This window comes from Lysinibacillus sp. fkY74-1, from assembly GCF_053165895.1.
This window is the reverse complement of record NZ_CP170173.1, coordinates 2,819,968-2,837,647: the sequence shown is the minus strand read 5'-3', so window position 1 is coordinate 2,837,647 and position 17,680 is coordinate 2,819,968. Positions and strand designations below refer to the sequence as shown.

At 41.3% G+C, this 17,680-nt stretch carries 19 protein-coding genes and 1 riboswitch; all 19 genes read left to right on the top strand.

Translation table 11 applies throughout. The features are described 5' to 3' along the window. Positions 1–43: 43 nt before the first annotated feature. A riboswitch (cobalamin riboswitch) is annotated at positions 44–225 on the top strand. A 142-nt stretch (positions 226–367) separates the two neighbouring features. Then, complete coding sequence (locus ACE1MS_RS13900) at positions 368–739, top strand: (2Fe-2S) ferredoxin domain-containing protein (protein ID WP_036164078.1); 372 nt, start codon at positions 368–370, stop codon at positions 737–739. Positions 740–743: 4 nt separating this feature from the next. Further along, a complete protein-coding gene (gene cobJ / locus ACE1MS_RS13895; protein WP_198694964.1) occupies positions 744–2,411 on the top strand; it encodes a precorrin-3B C(17)-methyltransferase in 1,668 nt (555 codons plus the stop codon). Between the two features lie 14 nt (positions 2,412–2,425). Then, the gene (locus tag ACE1MS_RS13890; protein WP_447402420.1) at positions 2,426–3,367 is read left to right on the top strand and encodes a sirohydrochlorin chelatase; all 942 of its coding nucleotides are present in this window, start codon (positions 2,426–2,428) and stop codon (positions 3,365–3,367) included. Beyond that, the gene (gene cobK, locus ACE1MS_RS13885; RefSeq protein ID WP_031417486.1) at positions 3,364–4,125 is read left to right on the top strand and encodes a precorrin-6A reductase; all 762 of its coding nucleotides are present in this window, start codon (positions 3,364–3,366) and stop codon (positions 4,123–4,125) included. The genes ACE1MS_RS13890 and cobK overlap by 4 nt, the downstream gene beginning before the upstream one ends. 12 nt (positions 4,126–4,137) lie before the next feature. Next, complete coding sequence (locus tag ACE1MS_RS13880) at positions 4,138–4,797, top strand: precorrin-8X methylmutase (protein ID WP_012294996.1); 660 nt, start codon at positions 4,138–4,140, stop codon at positions 4,795–4,797. Further along, a complete protein-coding gene (locus tag ACE1MS_RS13875; protein ID WP_012294995.1) occupies positions 4,797–5,930 on the top strand; it encodes a cobalt-precorrin-5B (C(1))-methyltransferase in 1,134 nt (377 codons plus the stop codon). Before ACE1MS_RS13880 ends, ACE1MS_RS13875 begins: the two co-directional genes overlap by 1 nt. Then, positions 5,887–7,107: a precorrin-6y C5,15-methyltransferase (decarboxylating) subunit CbiE gene (gene cbiE / locus ACE1MS_RS13870; protein WP_099805303.1), complete on the top strand. Its 1,221-nt coding sequence runs from the start codon at positions 5,887–5,889 to the stop codon at positions 7,105–7,107. The genes ACE1MS_RS13875 and cbiE overlap by 44 nt, the downstream gene beginning before the upstream one ends. Continuing rightward, the gene (cobI, locus tag ACE1MS_RS13865; protein ID WP_012294994.1) at positions 7,100–7,807 is read left to right on the top strand and encodes a precorrin-2 C(20)-methyltransferase; all 708 of its coding nucleotides are present in this window, start codon (positions 7,100–7,102) and stop codon (positions 7,805–7,807) included. The genes cbiE and cobI overlap by 8 nt, the downstream gene beginning before the upstream one ends. Continuing rightward, entirely contained in the window at positions 7,807–8,592 is a 786-nt protein-coding gene (cobM, locus tag ACE1MS_RS13860; RefSeq protein WP_012294993.1) for a precorrin-4 C(11)-methyltransferase, read from the top strand. Before cobI ends, cobM begins: the two co-directional genes overlap by 1 nt. Beyond that, a complete protein-coding gene (locus tag ACE1MS_RS13855; protein WP_012294992.1) occupies positions 8,585–9,706 on the top strand; it encodes a cobalt-precorrin 5A hydrolase in 1,122 nt (373 codons plus the stop codon). The genes cobM and ACE1MS_RS13855 overlap by 8 nt, the downstream gene beginning before the upstream one ends. Positions 9,707–9,717: 11 nt before the next feature. Beyond that, positions 9,718–11,085, top strand: coding sequence for a cobyrinate a,c-diamide synthase (locus tag ACE1MS_RS13850; protein ID WP_031417495.1), 1,368 nt, complete (start codon positions 9,718–9,720; stop codon positions 11,083–11,085). Further along, a complete protein-coding gene (locus tag ACE1MS_RS13845; protein ID WP_012294990.1) occupies positions 11,078–11,716 on the top strand; it encodes a precorrin-2 dehydrogenase/sirohydrochlorin ferrochelatase family protein in 639 nt (212 codons plus the stop codon). The genes ACE1MS_RS13850 and ACE1MS_RS13845 overlap by 8 nt, the downstream gene beginning before the upstream one ends. Next, positions 11,713–12,480, top strand: a complete 768-nt coding sequence (gene cobA, locus ACE1MS_RS13840; RefSeq protein ID WP_031417498.1) for a uroporphyrinogen-III C-methyltransferase — start codon at positions 11,713–11,715, stop codon at positions 12,478–12,480. Before ACE1MS_RS13845 ends, cobA begins: the two co-directional genes overlap by 4 nt. Before the next feature lie 33 nt (positions 12,481–12,513). Beyond that, positions 12,514–13,074: a nitroreductase family protein gene (locus tag ACE1MS_RS13835; protein WP_012294987.1), complete on the top strand. Its 561-nt coding sequence runs from the start codon at positions 12,514–12,516 to the stop codon at positions 13,072–13,074. A 13-nt stretch (positions 13,075–13,087) separates the two neighbouring features. Then, complete coding sequence (locus tag ACE1MS_RS13830) at positions 13,088–13,624, top strand: cob(I)yrinic acid a,c-diamide adenosyltransferase (RefSeq protein WP_012294986.1); 537 nt, start codon at positions 13,088–13,090, stop codon at positions 13,622–13,624. 143 nt (positions 13,625–13,767) lie between these two features. Further along, positions 13,768–15,267, top strand: coding sequence for a cobyric acid synthase (locus ACE1MS_RS13825; RefSeq protein ID WP_447402419.1), 1,500 nt, complete (start codon positions 13,768–13,770; stop codon positions 15,265–15,267). Further along, positions 15,264–16,100: a class I SAM-dependent methyltransferase gene (locus tag ACE1MS_RS13820; protein ID WP_012294984.1), complete on the top strand. Its 837-nt coding sequence runs from the start codon at positions 15,264–15,266 to the stop codon at positions 16,098–16,100. Before ACE1MS_RS13825 ends, ACE1MS_RS13820 begins: the two co-directional genes overlap by 4 nt. Before the next feature lie 97 nt (positions 16,101–16,197). Next, positions 16,198–17,130: a ribonuclease Z gene (gene rnz / locus ACE1MS_RS13815; RefSeq protein ID WP_332289757.1), complete on the top strand. Its 933-nt coding sequence runs from the start codon at positions 16,198–16,200 to the stop codon at positions 17,128–17,130. Positions 17,131–17,273: 143 nt separating this feature from the next. Next, a complete protein-coding gene (locus ACE1MS_RS13810) occupies positions 17,274–17,504 on the top strand; it encodes a hypothetical protein (RefSeq protein WP_008178293.1) in 231 nt (76 codons plus the stop codon). Positions 17,505–17,680 lie beyond the last annotated feature (176 nt).

Below are 17,680 nucleotides of genomic sequence, written 5' to 3'. Positions count from 1 at the left end.
ATATGATTAAGACAGTTTTCTATTAAATATACAATTAAAAATTTCATATAAAACGTCGATAAGTGCTCGAAAAACTCGAGATAATAGGGAAATTGGTGAAAGTCCAATACAGCCCCCGCTACTGTAATAGCTGATGAAATCGCAATGCCACCTGTGCAAACTAGGGAAGGTGCGACAGTAAAATGAAGCTTAAGTCAGGAAACCTGCTTATCAGATTGTGCATGCAAACTTTTCGGAGGGAGAAGTTGAAGCAAAAGCGAGGATCTGTCTTTCAGTCTATTCGTTTTTATTTGGCTTCTACAAACCTTTACTCTTCGGGAGAGTAAAGGTTTTTCTTTTTCCAAAAGCAAAAGAGGGGAGACATAAAATGACAACGTGGAATTTAGAGGGGATGAAAACACATCTCTTTATTTGCAATGGCAGTAGCTGTATGAACAAGGATGGAGAAGAAATTACCCAAGCTATACGGGACGAAATACAGCGAAACGCACTAGATAAAGAAATACATACGACAAGAACACGCTGTAATGGACGATGTAAGGATGCTTGTGTGGTTATTGCTTACCCCCAGGGGAATTGGTACCGTGTACCATCAACGGAGCATGCTAGAACACTTGTACAGGATTTGCATCATGAATCCTTACATAGCGATCATGTTTATACACTTCGGGAAGGGACATTGCAGCGAACAGCGCAAACGACAGCCATTAAAGGGATTGAAAAGGTGAAAGAGGGGTAAAAACATGGCGCAAAAAGGGAAAATTTTCGTAGTAGGCTTTGGACCTGGAGACTTTAAGCATATTACAACACGTGCAGTAGAGGCTTTACAACAAAGTGATATGATCATAGGCTATAAAACCTATGTTGAGCTGATTCAAGATTTAGTGAGTGCAAAATCTATTGTCAGTACAGGCATGACAGAAGAAGTGTCCCGTGCTCAGGAGGCAGTTCGTCAAGCAGAGGCAGGAAGTATAGTTTCGGTCATTTCGAGTGGAGATGCGGGCGTTTATGGTATGGCGGGATTAGTGTATGAAGTTTTAATTGAGCTAGGCTGGACAGAGGCAACTGGTATTGAAGTCGAGATTGTCCCGGGTATTTCAGCCATCAATTCATGTGCTAGTTTACTTGGTGCACCGATTATGCATGATGCTTGTACCATTAGTTTAAGTGACCACCTCACTCCGTGGAATTTAATTGCGAAGCGTGTGGAAGCTGCAGCAATGGCCGATTTTGTCATTGCTCTATACAATCCTAAAAGCGGTCGCCGTACAAGACAAATTGTCGAAGCACAGCGAATTCTTTTAGAATATCGTTCACCTGACACTCCAGTAGGGCTTGTGAAAAGTGCCTATCGAGAACGTCAAGAAGTGACGATGACCACATTGGCAGACATGTTGGAACATGATATCGGTATGCTGACAACCGTCATTATCGGAAACTCATCTACGTTTTTCTATGATAATAAAATGATTACGCCACGTGGCTACCAACGTAAATATACACTTGGCGAGGAAAAGCAGCCATTACGTCCACATCAGCGTTTACGGGAAGAAAATGAGCCATGGGCGATGAATCAAGAGACAGGAACAGCACGCAATGACTTTGCGGCAGACCCCAATGCAGGGCGAATGAATAAACCCAGTGTAGCCGTTATGCCAAAGCCGAAAAAAACGGCACTTGAAATGGCTACAGCGGCACTTGCAATGGTAAAGGGAACAAATGCTATCAAGGTTACTCCAAAGCTTGTACAACAAAAAATAGAATCCATTTTTGAATTAGCAGTGAGCCCTGGAGTGGCCAATAAATTTTTTACACCACAGCAAATGATGACGTTAGCAGAGGTCGTAGGCGAAGATGGATCGATGGAATACACACCAGATCATCAAATCCATTTAAAAATACCTACAACTACGCCTGAACGCATTACTGAAAAATTACAGCAAGTGGGCTTTTTATTAGCACCAATTGGTGATGTATTGTCGTTGAAGGCTTGCGATTTTTGCTACGGTGAAAAAGCAGATTCCATACCATATGCGGAGGAAATTCAAGAAAAGCTTGGTGGTCTGTCTTTACCGAAAACATTAAATATTGGCTTTAATGGCTGTGGGATGGCTTGTTATCGAGCAGTATTTGACGATATTGGGATTGTCTATCGTAAAAGTAAATTTGATGTCTTTATTGGAGCGAAACCAGTCGGACGTACGGCTCATGCAGCACAGCCTGTTGTAGAAGGCTTGGAGCCTGAACAATTGATTCCTTTAATTACAGATATTATTGAAGAATATAAAGCCAATGCGCATCCAAACGAACGCTTATTTAAATACTTCAAGCGTGTGAAAAAGATATTGCATTTTACGTATCAAGATATGTCTTCCAAAATAAAAATAGAGCCAGCTCCGTGCGGCGACTAGTGAGGAGAAAAGAGATGAAAGCTATATTATTTGTTGGCCATGGTAGCCGTTTAGCAGCAGGAAATGATGAGGTACGTACATTTATCGAGCAAATGACATCTCGCATTGATGAACAATATCTAGTAGAAACATGTTTCCTAGAATTTGCTTCTCCTAACATTGAAGAAGGTATTACAAATTGTGTGAAAAAGGGTGCTACAGAGGTACATGTAATCCCGATTATATTACTTCATGCAGGTCATTCCAAGCTACATATCCCAGCAGAAATCGAGCATGCCCGTGAGCATTATCCGAATATCACATTCACATATGGTCAAACAATTGGCATTCATGAAGAAATATTTGCGATATTACAAGATCGTTTAGTTGAAATTGGATTTAATACAGAACAAGAACAGGAAGATACAGCCGTTTTATTAATTGCTCGAGGTGGCAGTGATCCTTATGCAAATGGGGACTTTTATAAAATCACACGATTGCTATGGGAAAAACTACCTGTTAAATACGTAGAAAGTGCCTTTATGGGTGTAACGGACCCACGTGTTGAAGAAGGCATTGAACGCTGCGTCAAACTAGGTGCTAAGAAAATAATCATGCTTCCTTACTTTTTATTCACTGGTATTTTAATGGAGCGTATGCATGTTATGTGTGAGAAATTCAATGAGCAATTTCCTGCATGTGAAATTCAAATTGCCAACTACTTTGGCTACCACGAACGTTTACAAAATGTTTTATTAGAGCGTATTGAGCAAGCGATGAATGGTACATCTACAGGTATGCAAGATCTTGAAGATTATCGTGCTTACGCTGCTATTCATGGACATGCACATCATCATCACCATCATGATCACGATCATGGACATGACCATCATCATCACCATCATCATCACGATCATGGACATGACCACCACCATGACCATGACCATCATCATCATGAAAAGGAGCCCGTTAAATGATTTTCATGTTAGCAGGGACGAGTGATGCAAGAAATCTGGGCCTTGAATTGCAAAGTACAGGTCATGCTGTAACTGCCACTGTTGTGACGGAATCGGCAGCCTCTAGTCTTGCTGACGTTGGCTTGCCTTCCTTAATAGGGAGACTAACAGCGGAAGAAATGGCGACTATTATAATGGAACAAGGCTTTCAATTGGTCGTAGATGCCTCTCATCCATTTGCTGAAGAGGCATCGAAAAATGCTATGGCAGCAGCTGAAAAAGCGCAAGTACCATATATCCGCTATGAACGTGCCCATGAGCATTATGCTCACCCACTTATTACAGTTGTAAAGGATTATGAAGAGGCGGCTCAGTTAGCAGCTGAAAAGCGTGGTGTCATTATGCTGACAACAGGCAGTAAAACGCTTGCTACATTTACGAAAGTTTTACAAGGCTTAGAAAACACAAGAGTCATTGCTCGTATGCTCCCACGACTTGACAATATGGAAAAATGTGAGGCGCTCGGTGTCGCACAGCGAGATATTGTAGCCATTCAAGGCCCATTTTCAAAGGAATTAAATGAAGCATTATTCCGTCAATATGGAGTGACCTTAATGATCACTAAAGAAAGCGGCAAAGTGGGCTCGGTAGACGAGAAGCTAGAGGCAGCCCTTGCCTGTTCTATAGAAACAATTCTTATTGCAAGACCCAATATTAAATATGGCCAACAATATTCCACTTTTGAAGAAGTGTTACAGGCTGTAAAACATACACTTTAGGAGGCAATAACAATGGATTTTAAAACTGATTTCAAACCATTAACAGTAGACCCAGATAAAATTTACGATTACAGTTTCTCAATTATCGCAGAAGAAATGGGGGAGCATAACTTTTCAGAGGATGAATGGAAGGTTGTGCGCCGTATTATCCATGCATCTGCTGACTTTGAGCTAGGTCGTAGCGTTATTATTACACCAGGAGCACTTGAAGCAGGTGTTAAGTCTATTCTGGCAGGGCGTCATGTAATTGCGGATGTGCAAATGATTGAAAGTGGTTCTGGTAAAAAACGTTTCCAAAAACATGGTGGCGATTTACATTGCTATATTGCGGATGAGGATGTATCTGTAGAAGCGAAAAAGCAAAATACAACGCGTGCCATTATATCGATGCAAAAAGCCTCAAAATTACATGAAGGCGGTATTTATGCTATTGGTAATGCCCCAACTGCATTACTAGAATTGATTCGTTTAATTAAGGAAGGCTTAGCAAAACCAGATTTAATTATTGGTATGCCTGTAGGTTTCGTGTCTGCGGCTGAATCGAAAGAGGAGCTGCTAAAACTTGAAGGTATTCCGTACATTACAAATGTTGGTCGTAAAGGCGGTAGTACAGTGACGGTTGCCGCATTAAATGCCATTTCACTTTTAGCGGATGAACAGGCGAAAAAATAATGGAGCGGAAGCCAAAAAAGGATCCTAAGGACATGCGTCACGGTTATACAACAGGAGCCTGTGCAACTGCAGTAACAAAGGCAGCTTTACTTGCCCTTATTACAAATGAAGAGCAAGAAACAAGCACGATTCATTTGCCAATAGGTAGGGATGCGACCTTTACTATTGAAAAATGCCTATTTGAAAACAATGCCGTCAGCTGTGAAACGATTAAAGATGCTGGTGATGACCCAGATGCCACACATCAGGCACTCATCGTCGGTACTGTGAGCTGGGCAGAGATACCTGGTATTCATTTAGATGGAGGGATTGGAGTCGGGCGTGTCACAAAGCCCGGCTTACCAGTGCCTGTTGGAGAGGCGGCCATTAATCCTGTCCCACGGAAAATGATTCACAGCACTGTTCAAGGTGTATTGGATGAATTTCAAATTACGCGAGGGGTTAACGTAGTGATTTCCGTACCTAGGGGCGAGGAGATTGCAAAAAAAACGTTAAATGGTCGTCTTGGTATACTTGGAGGCATCTCTATTTTAGGCACAAGGGGAACCGTCGTGCCTTTTTCAAGTTCTGCGTATATGGCTAGTATTGTACAGGCCATTAGCGTCGCTAAAGAGGCTGGCTGTGAGCATTTAGTAGTGACAACAGGTGGTCGCAGTGAAAAATTTGCGATGAAACAATACCCCCATTTACCTGAAGAAGCTTTTGTGGAAATGGGTGATTTTGTTGGCTTTACTTTAAAGCATTGTAAGCGACTCGGTATTAAACAAGTGTCCCTTGTTGGGATGATGGGGAAATTTTCAAAGGTGGCACAAGGGGTAATGATGGTGCATTCCAAAAGTGCTCCGATTGATTTTAACTTTTTAGCACAACTTGCCGAAGATGTAGGGGCAGATGCAGACATAATAGCCGAAATACGAGAGGCCAACACAGCGTCGCAAGTAGGTGAAATTATGATGGAAAAAGGATATGAATCATTTTTCCATCGTTTGTGTGAGGCCTGCTGCTATTCCTCCATTCATCATATAAAGGGCGGTTTAACGCTTTCCACATCGATTTATTCGATGCAGGGACAATTATTAGGAAGGGCTGATGACATTGCATCGATCGATGAAATTAATTGGAATCGGGGATAACGGATTAGCAAGCTTATTACCACAATACCACCAGTGGATTGAAGACTGTGAGGTACTTGTCGGTGGTGAGCGCGTGCTTGATTTTTTTCCACATTTTACAGGGGAAAAAATCAAGATCAAAGGAGGTCTTTCAGCACTTGTTGAGAGATTGTCAGAGGAAACAAGAGATACGATTATTCTCGCATCAGGAGATCCATTATTTTACGGCGTTGGCGGCTATTTAGCGAAAAAGCTAGATTTGGAGGTTTATCCATACATGAGCTCCATACAACTAGCCTTCGCGAAAATGGGAGAAAGCTGGCAGGATGCTTATGTCACAAGTATTCATGGACGACCTATGAAAGGTTTGGCACAGCGCATCGATGGGAACAAGAAAATAGCTCTATTAACAGATGCTGAAAATAGCCCAAATGCGCTCGCACGTTATTTAAAGCATTTTGGAATGACCGAATATCGAGCATTTGTAGCCGAAAATCTACAGGGTGAAGGTGAAAAATATGGTTGGTATTCGTTAGATGAAATGGAGACCACACATTTTTCCCCTCTCAACGTAGTTATTTTACAACAAACCTTTGAACCAAAACGCTACAAGCTCGGTATTGATGATGAAGAATTTTCTCAACGAAAGCCAGATAAAGGACTCATTACCAAAAAGGAAATTCGTGTTTTAAGCTTACAGGCGATGCAACTTCAAAAGGATAGTGTTATTTGGGATATTGGCACATGTACAGGATCTATGGCCATTGAAGCAGGTAAGCTTGCACCTGAGGGGCAAGTATACGCCGTTGAAAAAAATGCACCTGATTTAGAAAACTGTCTACACAATCAGCAAAAATTCCGTGTGGATCTAACAGCCATTCATAGTAAAGCTCCAGAGGGACTCGAATATTTCCCAGACCCTGATGCCATTTTTATCGGTGGGACTGGTGGTGAAATGGTCGAATTACTACAATTGTGCTGTAACCGCTTAAAACCAAATGGTCGCATTGTTTTAAATGCAGCGACAATTGAAAATTTATATAAAGCAGTGGAAGCGTTTAAGGCTTGTGATTTTGCGGTTGATATTTTACAGGCACAGCTTGCGCGTAGCAAACCGATTTTAGATATGACACGCTTTGTGCCATTAAATCCAATATATATTATTTCGGCTTATCGAAAGGAAGAAAATCATGACTAATTTAGGTGTTTTATATGGCTTGGGCGTTGGTCCTGGCGATCCAGAATTAATTACAGTGAAGGCGTTTCGTGTGATTCAAGAGTCACCTGTTATTGCTTATCCCAAAAAGCTGAGAGGCAGTAAGAGCTATGCCCATCGTATTGTAGACGTTTATATTAATCCAGAGGAAAAAGATATGCTTGGTCTTGTATTTCCTATGACGAAGGATGAAGCTGTCCTTGAGCGTGAATGGACAAAGTCAGTCGAGCTTGTATATGAAAAATTACAGGAGGGCAAGGATGTGGCCTTCGTTACAGAAGGTGATCCGTTATTATATAGTACGTTTATCCATATGATGAAGTTAATGCAGGACATGCATCCAGATGTAGAAATTCGTACGGTTCCGGGGATATCTTCATTTAATGGCTCCGCTTCTCGCCTGGGCATTGCATTAGCTGATGGTGATGATCGTGTGGCGATCATTCCTGCCTATGATGATTATGCGGCAATGCGAGAAGCGATTGAAAGTCATGATGCTGTAGTCTTTATTAAAGTAGCAAAAGTAATTGATTTAATGCTACAGGTACTACGTGATTTAGATTTACTGGATCAAGCATCTGTTGTGACAAAGGTAACATCTGACGAAGAAGTCATTTGGGATGTACGCGAGTTGGATGGTGTCGATTTAGAATATTTAACATTAATGGTGGTGCGTAAATAATGAAAAAAATCTATATAGTCGGCGCTGGTCCTGGTGATCCAGATTTAATTACAGTAAAAGGCTTACATATGTTACAGACAGCAGATGTAGTGATGTATACAGATTCATTAGTGAGTGAAGATCTCATTGCGAAAGCTAGACCAGATGCGGAAATTATTCGAACAGCTGGAATGCATTTAGAGGAAATGGTCGCTGTGATGGCTGATCGGGTCCATGCGGGGAAAATAGTAGCTCGCATGCATACAGGTGATCCGGCTATGTATGGAGCGATTATGGAACAAGTAGCACTCTTAAAAAAGCAAGGCATTGGCTACGAAGTTATTCCAGGGGTTAGCTCTGTTTTTGCATCAGCAGCGGCAATTGGGGCTGAGCTAACGATTCCTGATTTAACACAAACTTTAATTTTAACTCGTGCTGAAGGGCGTACCCCTGTACCCGAATTTGAAAAATTACGTGATTTAGCAAGCCATCATTGTACAATTGCTCTATTCTTAAGTGCGACGCTCACAAAGAAAATTGTCAAAGAACTTCAAAGTGCTGGTTGGGCTGATGACACACCCGTAGCAGTTATTCAACGTGCTTCTTGGCCAGATCAAAAAATTGTTCGTACAACATTAATCGAATTAGATGAAGCGATGCGTGTGAATGGAATTCGTAAGCATGCGATGATTCTAGCAGGCTGGGCGCTAGATCCTAATATTCATGATAAGGATCAATATCGCTCGAAATTATATGATGCAACCTTTACACACGGCTTTAGAAAAGGTGTGAAGACAAGTGATTGAGTTACAAGAGGGGATATTACCAGAAGTTGATCAGCGCAATCCATATGCTGTTGTAGCGATTACAAAGCACGGTGTTCAAATAGGACGACGACTCCAACAAACGTTTGCAGCAAGTGATTTGTATTATATGAGTAAATTTGAACAGGGTGATGAGGAGGAAAAGCATATTCAACTGTTTACCGGAACAGTGCGTTTGCTTTTGCCGACTCTATTTAAACAATACAAAGGTTTGATTTTAATTATTTCTTTAGGAGCAGTTGTACGAATGATTGCCCCCATTTTAAAGGATAAAAAGACTGATCCAGGTGTTGTAGTTATTGATGATCGAGGCGAAAACGTAATAAGTGTCTTGTCAGGACATCTTGGAGGTGCCAATGAACTAACGCATGAGGTAGCGGCAGCTCTTGGTGCCAACCCTATTATTACAACAGCTTCCGATGTGCAAAAGACTATTCCTGTCGATTTATTTGGTGCACGCTTTGGCTGGGTTTGGGATAGTGCCGATAAATTAACGCCTGTCAGTGCTTCTGTCGTCAATGAGGAACATGTGGCTATTGTACAGGAAACTGGTGAACGGGATTGGTGGATGCGTGATACACCAATGCCAGAGCAAATTAAAATTTATCCATCTACACAGACGGCCATAGAGGCTAAGCCTCATGCAACATTGTTAATAACGGACCGTATAATCGAACGAGAAGAAGAAGTTTTGCTTGAAAATGGTGTCATTTATCGACCAAAATCAATTGTCTTAGGCATGGGCTGTAATCGTGGTACATCTATTGAGGAGATTGAACAAGTCATTGATGAAACCCTGGCAGAGCTTAATCTTTCGAAAAAAAGTGTGAAGGCACTTTGTACAATTGATTTGAAGAAAGATGAGCAATGCTTCCTCGATATTACAAAAAAATATGATTGGGAGTTCGTTACCTATTCACCATCAGAATTAAATGAAATTGAGTTTCCATCACCTTCGGAAACAGTCTTTAAATATACAGGGGCATACGGTGTCAGTGAACCTGCGGCAATGCGTTATGCTCAGGCCAAATCACTTATCTTAGAAAAGAAAAAATCAGGTAATGCTACGATTTCAGTTGCTAGATACCAATTTTAAGGAGGAAGTCCATGCAAACCAATCGCTTTGTATTAGCCGGGACAGGCAGTGGGGTAGGCAAAACTACTTTTACCATTGGACTGATGAAGGCTTTACAAAATAAAGGGAAAGTCGTGCAGGGCTTTAAATGCGGACCTGATTATATCGATCCAACCTATCATACGGCCGTAACAGGTAGAATATCACGCAATATTGATAGTTGGATGTTCTCGCATGAAGCAGTATGTGATATTGTAGCACGCGCTAGTGAGGATGCGGATGTATCTATTATTGAGGGGGTGATGGGCTTTTATGATGGCAAAAGTCCATTATCAGATGCTGGCTCTGCCGCAGATATCAGTGTAGTGACAGAGAGTCCTGTTATTTTAATCGTTAATTGTGCAAGTATGGCTAGAAGTGTTGCGGCAGTTGTCAAAGGATTTCAATTATTATCAGATAAACCAAATATCGTTGGTGTGATAGCCAATCAGGTGGGTAGTGTGGGTCATTATGAAATTGCTAAGGCTGCTATTGAACAAGAATGTGGTATTCCTGTAATCGGCTACTTAAAGCGCGAGGAAGGGATTGATATTCCAAGTCGTCATTTAGGACTAGTCCCTGCTATTGAAAGAGGAGAGCTGCATTCATTTTTTGACAAGCTAGGAGAACTAATGGCCAAGACCATTGACTTAGAGCAATTACTCCGTATCACTAAGGCCCCTGTACTTCAGGAATCAGGCAAATTATTTACAGAGGAGCCTACACAAAATATTTGTCTCGCTGTAGCAAAAGATGCGGCATTTAATTTTTATTATGAAGAAAATTTGGCGTTATTACGGGCGAAAGGTGCGACATTACAATTTTTCTCACCACTTGCCAATGAGCCAGTACCAAGTGAGGCTGATGGCTTATATATAGGGGGTGGCTTTCCTGAAGAGTTTGCACAGACACTTGCTGCAAATACGATTGCCAAACAATCTATACGTGCAGCCATAAACAAAGGTCTACCGACATTGGCTGAATGTGGGGGCTTCATGTATTTAACAGAAGCTATTACAGATAGCCATGGAGAGCGTTATGACATGATAGGTGTAATCCCAGGGGAGGTAGCTATGCAAACAAAGCTAGCAGCACTTGGCTATCGTGAAATTTTTGGTACAGCAGGTAATTTCTTAATCGGTTCAGAGGAACAGGCAAAGGGACATGAATTCCACTATTCCAAATATAATGGCTCCCATCACACACCGGCCTACGAAACGATTGGTCGCTTTGGCAAAAAACAAGAAGGCTATCAAGTAGGGAATTTGGTGGCTGGTTATACGCATTTTCATTTTGTATCAAACCCAAAGCTAGTTGACAATTGGTTAACAGCTTGCAAGAAGGTGAAGAATGATGACTAATTATTTTCCTATTCATATTAATCTAGAATATAAAACAGTTGTAATCGTAGGCGGTGGTCACGTAGCCACACAAAAAGTGGCATCCCTTTTACCAGCGAAGGCGAATATCGTCATCGTTAGTCCGACCTTACATGAAGATTTACAGCCACTAGTCGAATGGGGGCAAATTACTTGGAAACGAAAAGAGTTTGAACCACGTGATTTGGATGATGCAATCCTTATTATTGCTGCCACAAATGTGACGACTGTTAACGAAGCCGTGCAAGAGGCGGCACAGCATTGGCAATTAATGAATCGAACAGATAGACAAAGTGAAAGTGATTTTATTACTCCCGCGACAGTTCGTCGTGGTCCTTTAGTGTTAACTGTCTCGACATCGGGAGCAAGTCCTGGGCTAGCACGAAAAATTAAAGCAGATTTAGAGGATCAATTTGATGATGCCTATGAAGATTACGTATGCTTTTTGCAGCAAGCTCGTTTAATGATTGTTGCCAAGTTTGATAAAGGCCCACAAAGACGTGAGGCATTACAGGCCTTGCTAGAGCCAAACATCCTAGAATGGACACGTCAAGGTGAGATGGATAGACGTGAAGCTTATTTACAACAACTATTGATGGGAGCAAAGCAATGAAGGATGGAATAGTTTATATCGTTGGCGCAGGACCTGGAGATCCAAAGCTCATTACGGTTTATGGTCTGGAATGTATTCAAAAGGCTGATATTATTGCATATGACCGTCTTGTGAATCCAGCATTGCTAGACTTCGCGAAAAAGGATGCGGAACTCGTTTATTGTGGGAAATTACCAGGAAAGCACCACCTAATTCAAGATGAAATTAATGCATTACTTGTGGAGAAGGCGCAGCAGGGAAAAATTGTCACACGTCTTAAAGGTGGCGATCCATTCGTCTTTGGTCGTGGTGCAGAAGAGGCTGAAATCTTAAAAAATCATGGCATTTCCTATGAAATTGTGCCGGGTATAACTGCAGGTATTGCGGCTCCAGCTTATGCTGGGATTCCTGTGACACATAGAGACTTTGCCACAAGCTTTGCCCTCGTGACTGGACATGGCCGAGAAGAAAAAGGACAGGATTTTTTGAATTGGCCAGCATTAGCAACGGGCATTGATACTGTCGCTTTTTATATGAGCGTTGGCAATATTGCCTATATAGCTCGAAAATTAATCGAGAATGGGCGTAAAGCCACAACGCCAGTAGCGGTTATTGAATGGGGAACAACTGCTCAACAACGAACGATAACAGGGCAACTAGATGAAATTGCGAACATTATTGAACGTGAAGGGTATCATAATCCTTCCATGATTGTAGTTGGCGATGTCGTCAATGTACGTGAAAAAATACAATGGTTTGAAGAGCAGGGACTTGCTTTTTCATAATCATCTCATAAGAGAGCAGAAGGAGGAAGCAACATGACAGTCATCGAAGCACTAAAAAAGCGTCGAGCTATTCGAAATTACACAGCACAACCAGTAGAAAAAGAGAAAATTGAGCAAATCTTAGAGGCTGCTACATTTGCCCCTAATGACAGAATGAGAGAGCCTTGGCATTTCTACATCATTCAAGGTGAAGCTATGGATCGTTATGAGGAAATGGCAAGCGCTTATTTACAAGAACGCTTTCCGACAAAGCCGAATTTAGTGGAAAGCTCATTAAAGGTTGTACAAACAACCCCCGTCGCTATTGTTGTAACAGCAGATGTGGTGGAAGGGGATACCGATGCGACAGAGGACAACGTTTTTGCTGTATGTAGCGCCATTATGTCAATGTGGTTAACAGCAGAGGAGCTAGGTCTTGGCTTTGTTTGGCGTACACGTGGTGTTGGTCTTGTACATGATTCACGCATGCATTCGTTTATCGGTGCAAGTGAAGCACAGAAAGTGGTAGGGACAATTTTTATTGGCTACCCACAAGTGCAGGAGTTCACCGACAAGAAGCGTACGCCATTTGAAGAAAAGACAACTTGGCTATAAGGAGGCTAACAGCATGGCAAGAAAAGGCTTGTTTTTAGTGTATACAGGCGAAGGAAAGGGCAAAACGACAGCATCCCTAGGTGTTACATTACGTGCGATCGGTCGTGGGTTAAATGTGCGCTATATGCAATTTATTAAATCACCTGAGCGTACGTATGGAGAGCAAATTGCCCTGCGTAAGCTTGGTGTGGAAATGGAACAAATGGGTATTGGCTTCACTTGGACCAAAACACCTGAGGAGCATCGTGTAGCCTTAGCAAAGGCTTGGAAAAAAACGAAGGCAGCTCTACAAGATGACAGCATTGATTTATTAGTGCTAGATGAGCTAAATAATGCATTGGCTATAAGTAAGTTTCCAATTGATGATGTTCTACCACTGGCAGAAGTCATAGAAGCAATTCAGCAACGTCCTTCGACCATGCATCTAGTGGTGACTGGACGCAGTGCCAACCCCGCGTTGCTAGCAATGGCGGATTTAGTTTCTACGATTGATGCTACTAAGCATTATTATGATGAAGGTATTCCAGCTGTGAAGGGGCTTGAATTTTAATATACCTTTACCTTTAGGATCGAGGATTTACTCCTGAGCTAGGTAACGCATGATGGATAGGAGAGAAAACCTAACGAAAGAAAGGCAAATATCTGTGTCTCGTGGAACAGCGTGACACCTATAATGACGGAGGATAATTGATTATGCCAGCAAAATCAATCATGATTCAAGGAACAGCTTCCGATGTTGGAAAAAGTATGATTTGTACGGCGTTGTGTCGTATATTTTCAGATGATGGCTTTAAAGTTGTCCCCTTTAAATCGCAAAATATGGCGCTTAATTCATTTGTAACAAAAGATGGCGGAGAAATTGGTCGAGCACAAGGAGTACAGGCTGAAGCTGCCCGTGTTGTTGCGACGACTGATATGAACCCTATTTTGCTGAAACCAAAGCAAGATATGATGTCTGAGGTCATTGTCCACGGGAAGCATTTTTTAAATATGGATGCCAAAACATATCGCAATAATTTTGTACAGGAAGCCATGCCCATTGTGGAAAAATCAGTTCGTTCGCTTCAAAATACATATGATGTCATTGTCTTAGAGGGGGCAGGAAGCCCAGCAGAGATTAACTTAAAGGATCGTGATATTGCTAATATGCGAATGGCTCATTTAGCAGATGCAGCGGTTGTCCTTGTTGCCGACATTGATCGTGGTGGGGTTTTTGCCTCGATTGTTGGTACACTGGCATTGCTAGATGAAGCGGAGCGAGCACGAGTGAAAGGGTTAATCATCAATAAATTTAGAGGCATGCGTGAATTATTGGATGATGGTTTGGCATGGGTGGAGCAAGAAACAGGCATTCCCGTACTAGGTGTTGTGCCTTATTTAGAGGTCAATATTGAAGCGGAGGACTCGCTCGCTTTATCATCATTACGCTTTAAAAAGCCAAAACCAGGGGAATTTGCTGTCGATGTGGCGATGATTCGTTTACCCCGTATTTCAAACTTCACAGATGTTGATCCATTTTTTGATGAGCCTGAAGTGGGAGTTCGATTAATTGGAAAAGTTCATGAACTCGGTACGCCAGATTTGCTGATACTCCCAGGAACGAAAAGTACCATCGATGATTTAGCCTGGTTAAAGGCTCAAGGCTTCGATCAAGCCATTGCCCGATTAAGGGAGCATGGCACCAAAATTATTGGAATATGTGGTGGTTTTCAAATGCTTGGTGAGACGCTATTAGATCCAGATGCAGTGGAGGGAAATGGTGAATCTGCTGATGGTCTTGGCTTATTGCCGATGGAAACTATTTTCGTAGGCAATAAAAAAACGGTTCAAATGACTGGCACAAGAGGACAGGATACTTTGACAGGCTATGAAATTCATCTAGGGCGAACAAAAATTTTACGTGAAGAAGTTACACCGTTTTTACTGCTTGAAGATGGTCGTGAAGATGGGGCTGTTAGTCAAGACGAACATGTAATTGGTACGTATTTCCATGGTTTATTTCATAATCGTACCTATACTCGTCAGCTTATCAATGACATCCGTATGAAAAAAGGTTTAGCTGCTTTACCACGTGAAGTAAAAAGTGATGCTGAACGAAGAGAAGATGCCTATAACATGTTAGCTAGTCATGTACGAGCAAATCTTGATATGAAAAAAATATATGAATTATTATCTATAGAGGTATCTGTATGACAAGAAAAGGACCATTAGCCATTAATTTTGAAGCATTATGGCAAGAAGGTATGAAAGACTGGCAAGGGCATATGCCTGAGCGTATGGTGAATGATCAGCTAGAGGAGCAATTTTGGGCTCAATCTGTGGCACGGAAAAATATGGGGCAAACGGATCCATATGCTGCTCGTATTTTTCAGGAGCTTCAAAAAAGTATTGACCCCCAACATTCTGTATTAGAAATTGGTCCTGGCTGGGGCAATTACACGTTTCCTTTAGCAGATAGAGTAGACAAGCTCACATGTGTGGATAGCTCTGAAAGTATGCTACAGTATTTACAGCAGTGCATGCCTCATCAGAAGCACGTTTCATATGTACATGCAAAATGGGAACGTTTAGAAAAAGATGATATAGAGCCCCATGATATCGTCTTAGGCGTGAATTGTTTTTACCGTATGTATGAAATTAAAGCTGCTTTAGGGCATATGAATCGACTGGCGACGAAACGTGCCATCATAGGGATGACGACAGGGCCTATTCAGCCACACTATGAACGACTATATGAAAAGTATGGCTATACAATTAAATTCCCTCGAAGAGATTATATTGAGTTTTTAAATCTACTGTACGAAATGGATATTTACGCTGATTGCCAAATCATCCCTTTAGAACGCGTATATACTTATGAAAGCTATGAGCAGCTAGTGACGGCACAAAGTAAAAAAATATTAAATACAGATGTCCTACAAGCACATATTGAGGAATCTCTGGAGCCTTTTATTGAAGAAAAAGATGGACGCTATTACTATCGTCATGATTTTCATGCAGCTCTTGTTTCTTGGCAACCAAAATAAACGACAAAACCTTTGGATAAAGCTTTTACCAAAGGTTTTTCTTATGAGACTCAATAAGGTACAATAAAACGATAAAACATGAATTGAGGTGGCATTTGTGCAGCTACATTTTTTAGGAACAGGCGCAGGCATGCCTTCCAAAGAACGAAATACGAGTGCCCTGATGGTGAAGCTATTAGACGAAATAAGCGAAATGTGGCTTTTTGATTGTGGAGAGGCGACTCAACATCAAATTTTACACACCTCGCTAAAGCCCCGGAAGGTATCCAAAATTTTTATAACGCATCTTCATGGTGATCATATTTTCGGATTGCCGGGCTTTTTAAGCTCTCGTTCATTTCAAGGAGGAGATGAACCTCTAACGATTTTTGGTCCAGTCGGCTTACAGCAATGGATTGAACAAACTTTTGCTTTATCAAAGACTCATTTAACATATCCCTTGCACTTTGTAGAGGTTCAGGAAGGGATTGTATACGAGGATGCCTGTTTTACGGTTTATGCCAAGGAATTGCGTCATGTTGTTCCATGCTATGGATATCGTATTGAACAAAAGGATTTACCTGGTGAATTATTAATTGAAAAAGCCAAGGATTTAGGTGTTCCCAAGGGTCCTCTTTTAGGACAATTAAAAAGAGGGCATGATATCGTACTTGAAAATGGTGATGTCATTCAAGCGAAAGATGTTGTAGCATCAGCCAAAAAAGGCTTTACACTAACTATTTTAGGCGACACGAAATATTGTGAGGAGGCTGTTCAGCTATCAATGGGCGCTGATATCATTGTACATGAAGCAACCTTTGACGGCACAACAACGGATTTAGCAGCCAATTATGGTCATGCAACTAATGTGGAGGCAGCCAAGGTTGCACAGCAAGCAGGAGCACAATATTTACTATTAAATCATTTAAGTGCTCGTTTTCTTCCACAAGATTTACCTCCATTTTTGGCAGAGGCTCAGGAAACTTTCCCGCAAACATTTCTAACTGCCGATCAAGCTATTTATACTTGGCAAAACAATACATTACTTTAATACTGAAAAACATCTATTAATTGGAATGACAGCTAATAGATGTTTTTTGTATTGATGCTATATATTTATAGCGTCTAAAAGGAAAAATATAGTACGATCAATCACTTATTTCCCGTATAATTGAAAAAAGGGGTGTGGTTAAAATGAATCAGCAAAAGATGCCGCCAGCACTATTACGACTAATCGTGATCTTTCCAAATGTGCTGAGCTATTTATTACTATTCGGTCTCATCATGTTTGTCATAACAAATTATGAAACGTTAAAAGCAACAAATAATCTAACAGTCTGGATCATTTTTATTGTCGTTTTAGCACCAGCTGCTACATATACGACTTTTAGTATTGTGAGAAAGATTAGGGCTGGACATATGTAAGAGCTTATGCGTGTTACTTGTAGAAAATTAGGTCTACAGGTAATGCGTTTTTTTTGACAAGGAGAAGAAAATCATCTGTATTTTTGTTAGTATCATAGGAGTTTGTCTTGTCTTTCTTATTAGAAAACAAGAACGTTTCATAGCACTAGCTTTCAGTGACGCATAAAAATAGCTTT

Bases quoted from the DNA above. Each gene is read 5' to 3' on its own strand.
- cobM (WP_012294993.1), top strand. From the start codon at position 7,807: ATGAAAAAAATCTATATAGTCGGCGCTGGTCCTGGTGATCCAGATTTA.
- cobK (WP_031417486.1), top strand. From the start codon at position 3,364: ATGATTTTCATGTTAGCAGGGACGAGTGATGCAAGAAATCTGGGCCTT.
- ACE1MS_RS13830 (WP_012294986.1), top strand. From the start codon at position 13,088: ATGGCAAGAAAAGGCTTGTTTTTAGTGTATACAGGCGAAGGAAAGGGC.
- ACE1MS_RS13835 (WP_012294987.1), top strand. From the start codon at position 12,514: ATGACAGTCATCGAAGCACTAAAAAAGCGTCGAGCTATTCGAAATTAC.
- ACE1MS_RS13890 (WP_447402420.1), top strand. From the start codon at position 2,426: ATGAAAGCTATATTATTTGTTGGCCATGGTAGCCGTTTAGCAGCAGGA.
- ACE1MS_RS13825 (WP_447402419.1), top strand. From the start codon at position 13,768: ATGCCAGCAAAATCAATCATGATTCAAGGAACAGCTTCCGATGTTGGA.
- ACE1MS_RS13810 (WP_008178293.1), top strand. From the start codon at position 17,274: ATGAATCAGCAAAAGATGCCGCCAGCACTATTACGACTAATCGTGATC.
- ACE1MS_RS13900 (WP_036164078.1), top strand. From the start codon at position 368: ATGACAACGTGGAATTTAGAGGGGATGAAAACACATCTCTTTATTTGC.
- cobI (WP_012294994.1), top strand. From the start codon at position 7,100: ATGACTAATTTAGGTGTTTTATATGGCTTGGGCGTTGGTCCTGGCGAT.
- ACE1MS_RS13875 (WP_012294995.1), top strand. From the start codon at position 4,797: ATGGAGCGGAAGCCAAAAAAGGATCCTAAGGACATGCGTCACGGTTAT.
- cbiE (WP_099805303.1), top strand. From the start codon at position 5,887: ATGACATTGCATCGATCGATGAAATTAATTGGAATCGGGGATAACGGA.
- ACE1MS_RS13820 (WP_012294984.1), top strand. From the start codon at position 15,264: ATGACAAGAAAAGGACCATTAGCCATTAATTTTGAAGCATTATGGCAA.
- ACE1MS_RS13850 (WP_031417495.1), top strand. From the start codon at position 9,718: ATGCAAACCAATCGCTTTGTATTAGCCGGGACAGGCAGTGGGGTAGGC.
- ACE1MS_RS13880 (WP_012294996.1), top strand. From the start codon at position 4,138: ATGGATTTTAAAACTGATTTCAAACCATTAACAGTAGACCCAGATAAA.
- cobA (WP_031417498.1), top strand. From the start codon at position 11,713: ATGAAGGATGGAATAGTTTATATCGTTGGCGCAGGACCTGGAGATCCA.
- ACE1MS_RS13845 (WP_012294990.1), top strand. From the start codon at position 11,078: ATGACTAATTATTTTCCTATTCATATTAATCTAGAATATAAAACAGTT.
- cobJ (WP_198694964.1), top strand. From the start codon at position 744: ATGGCGCAAAAAGGGAAAATTTTCGTAGTAGGCTTTGGACCTGGAGAC.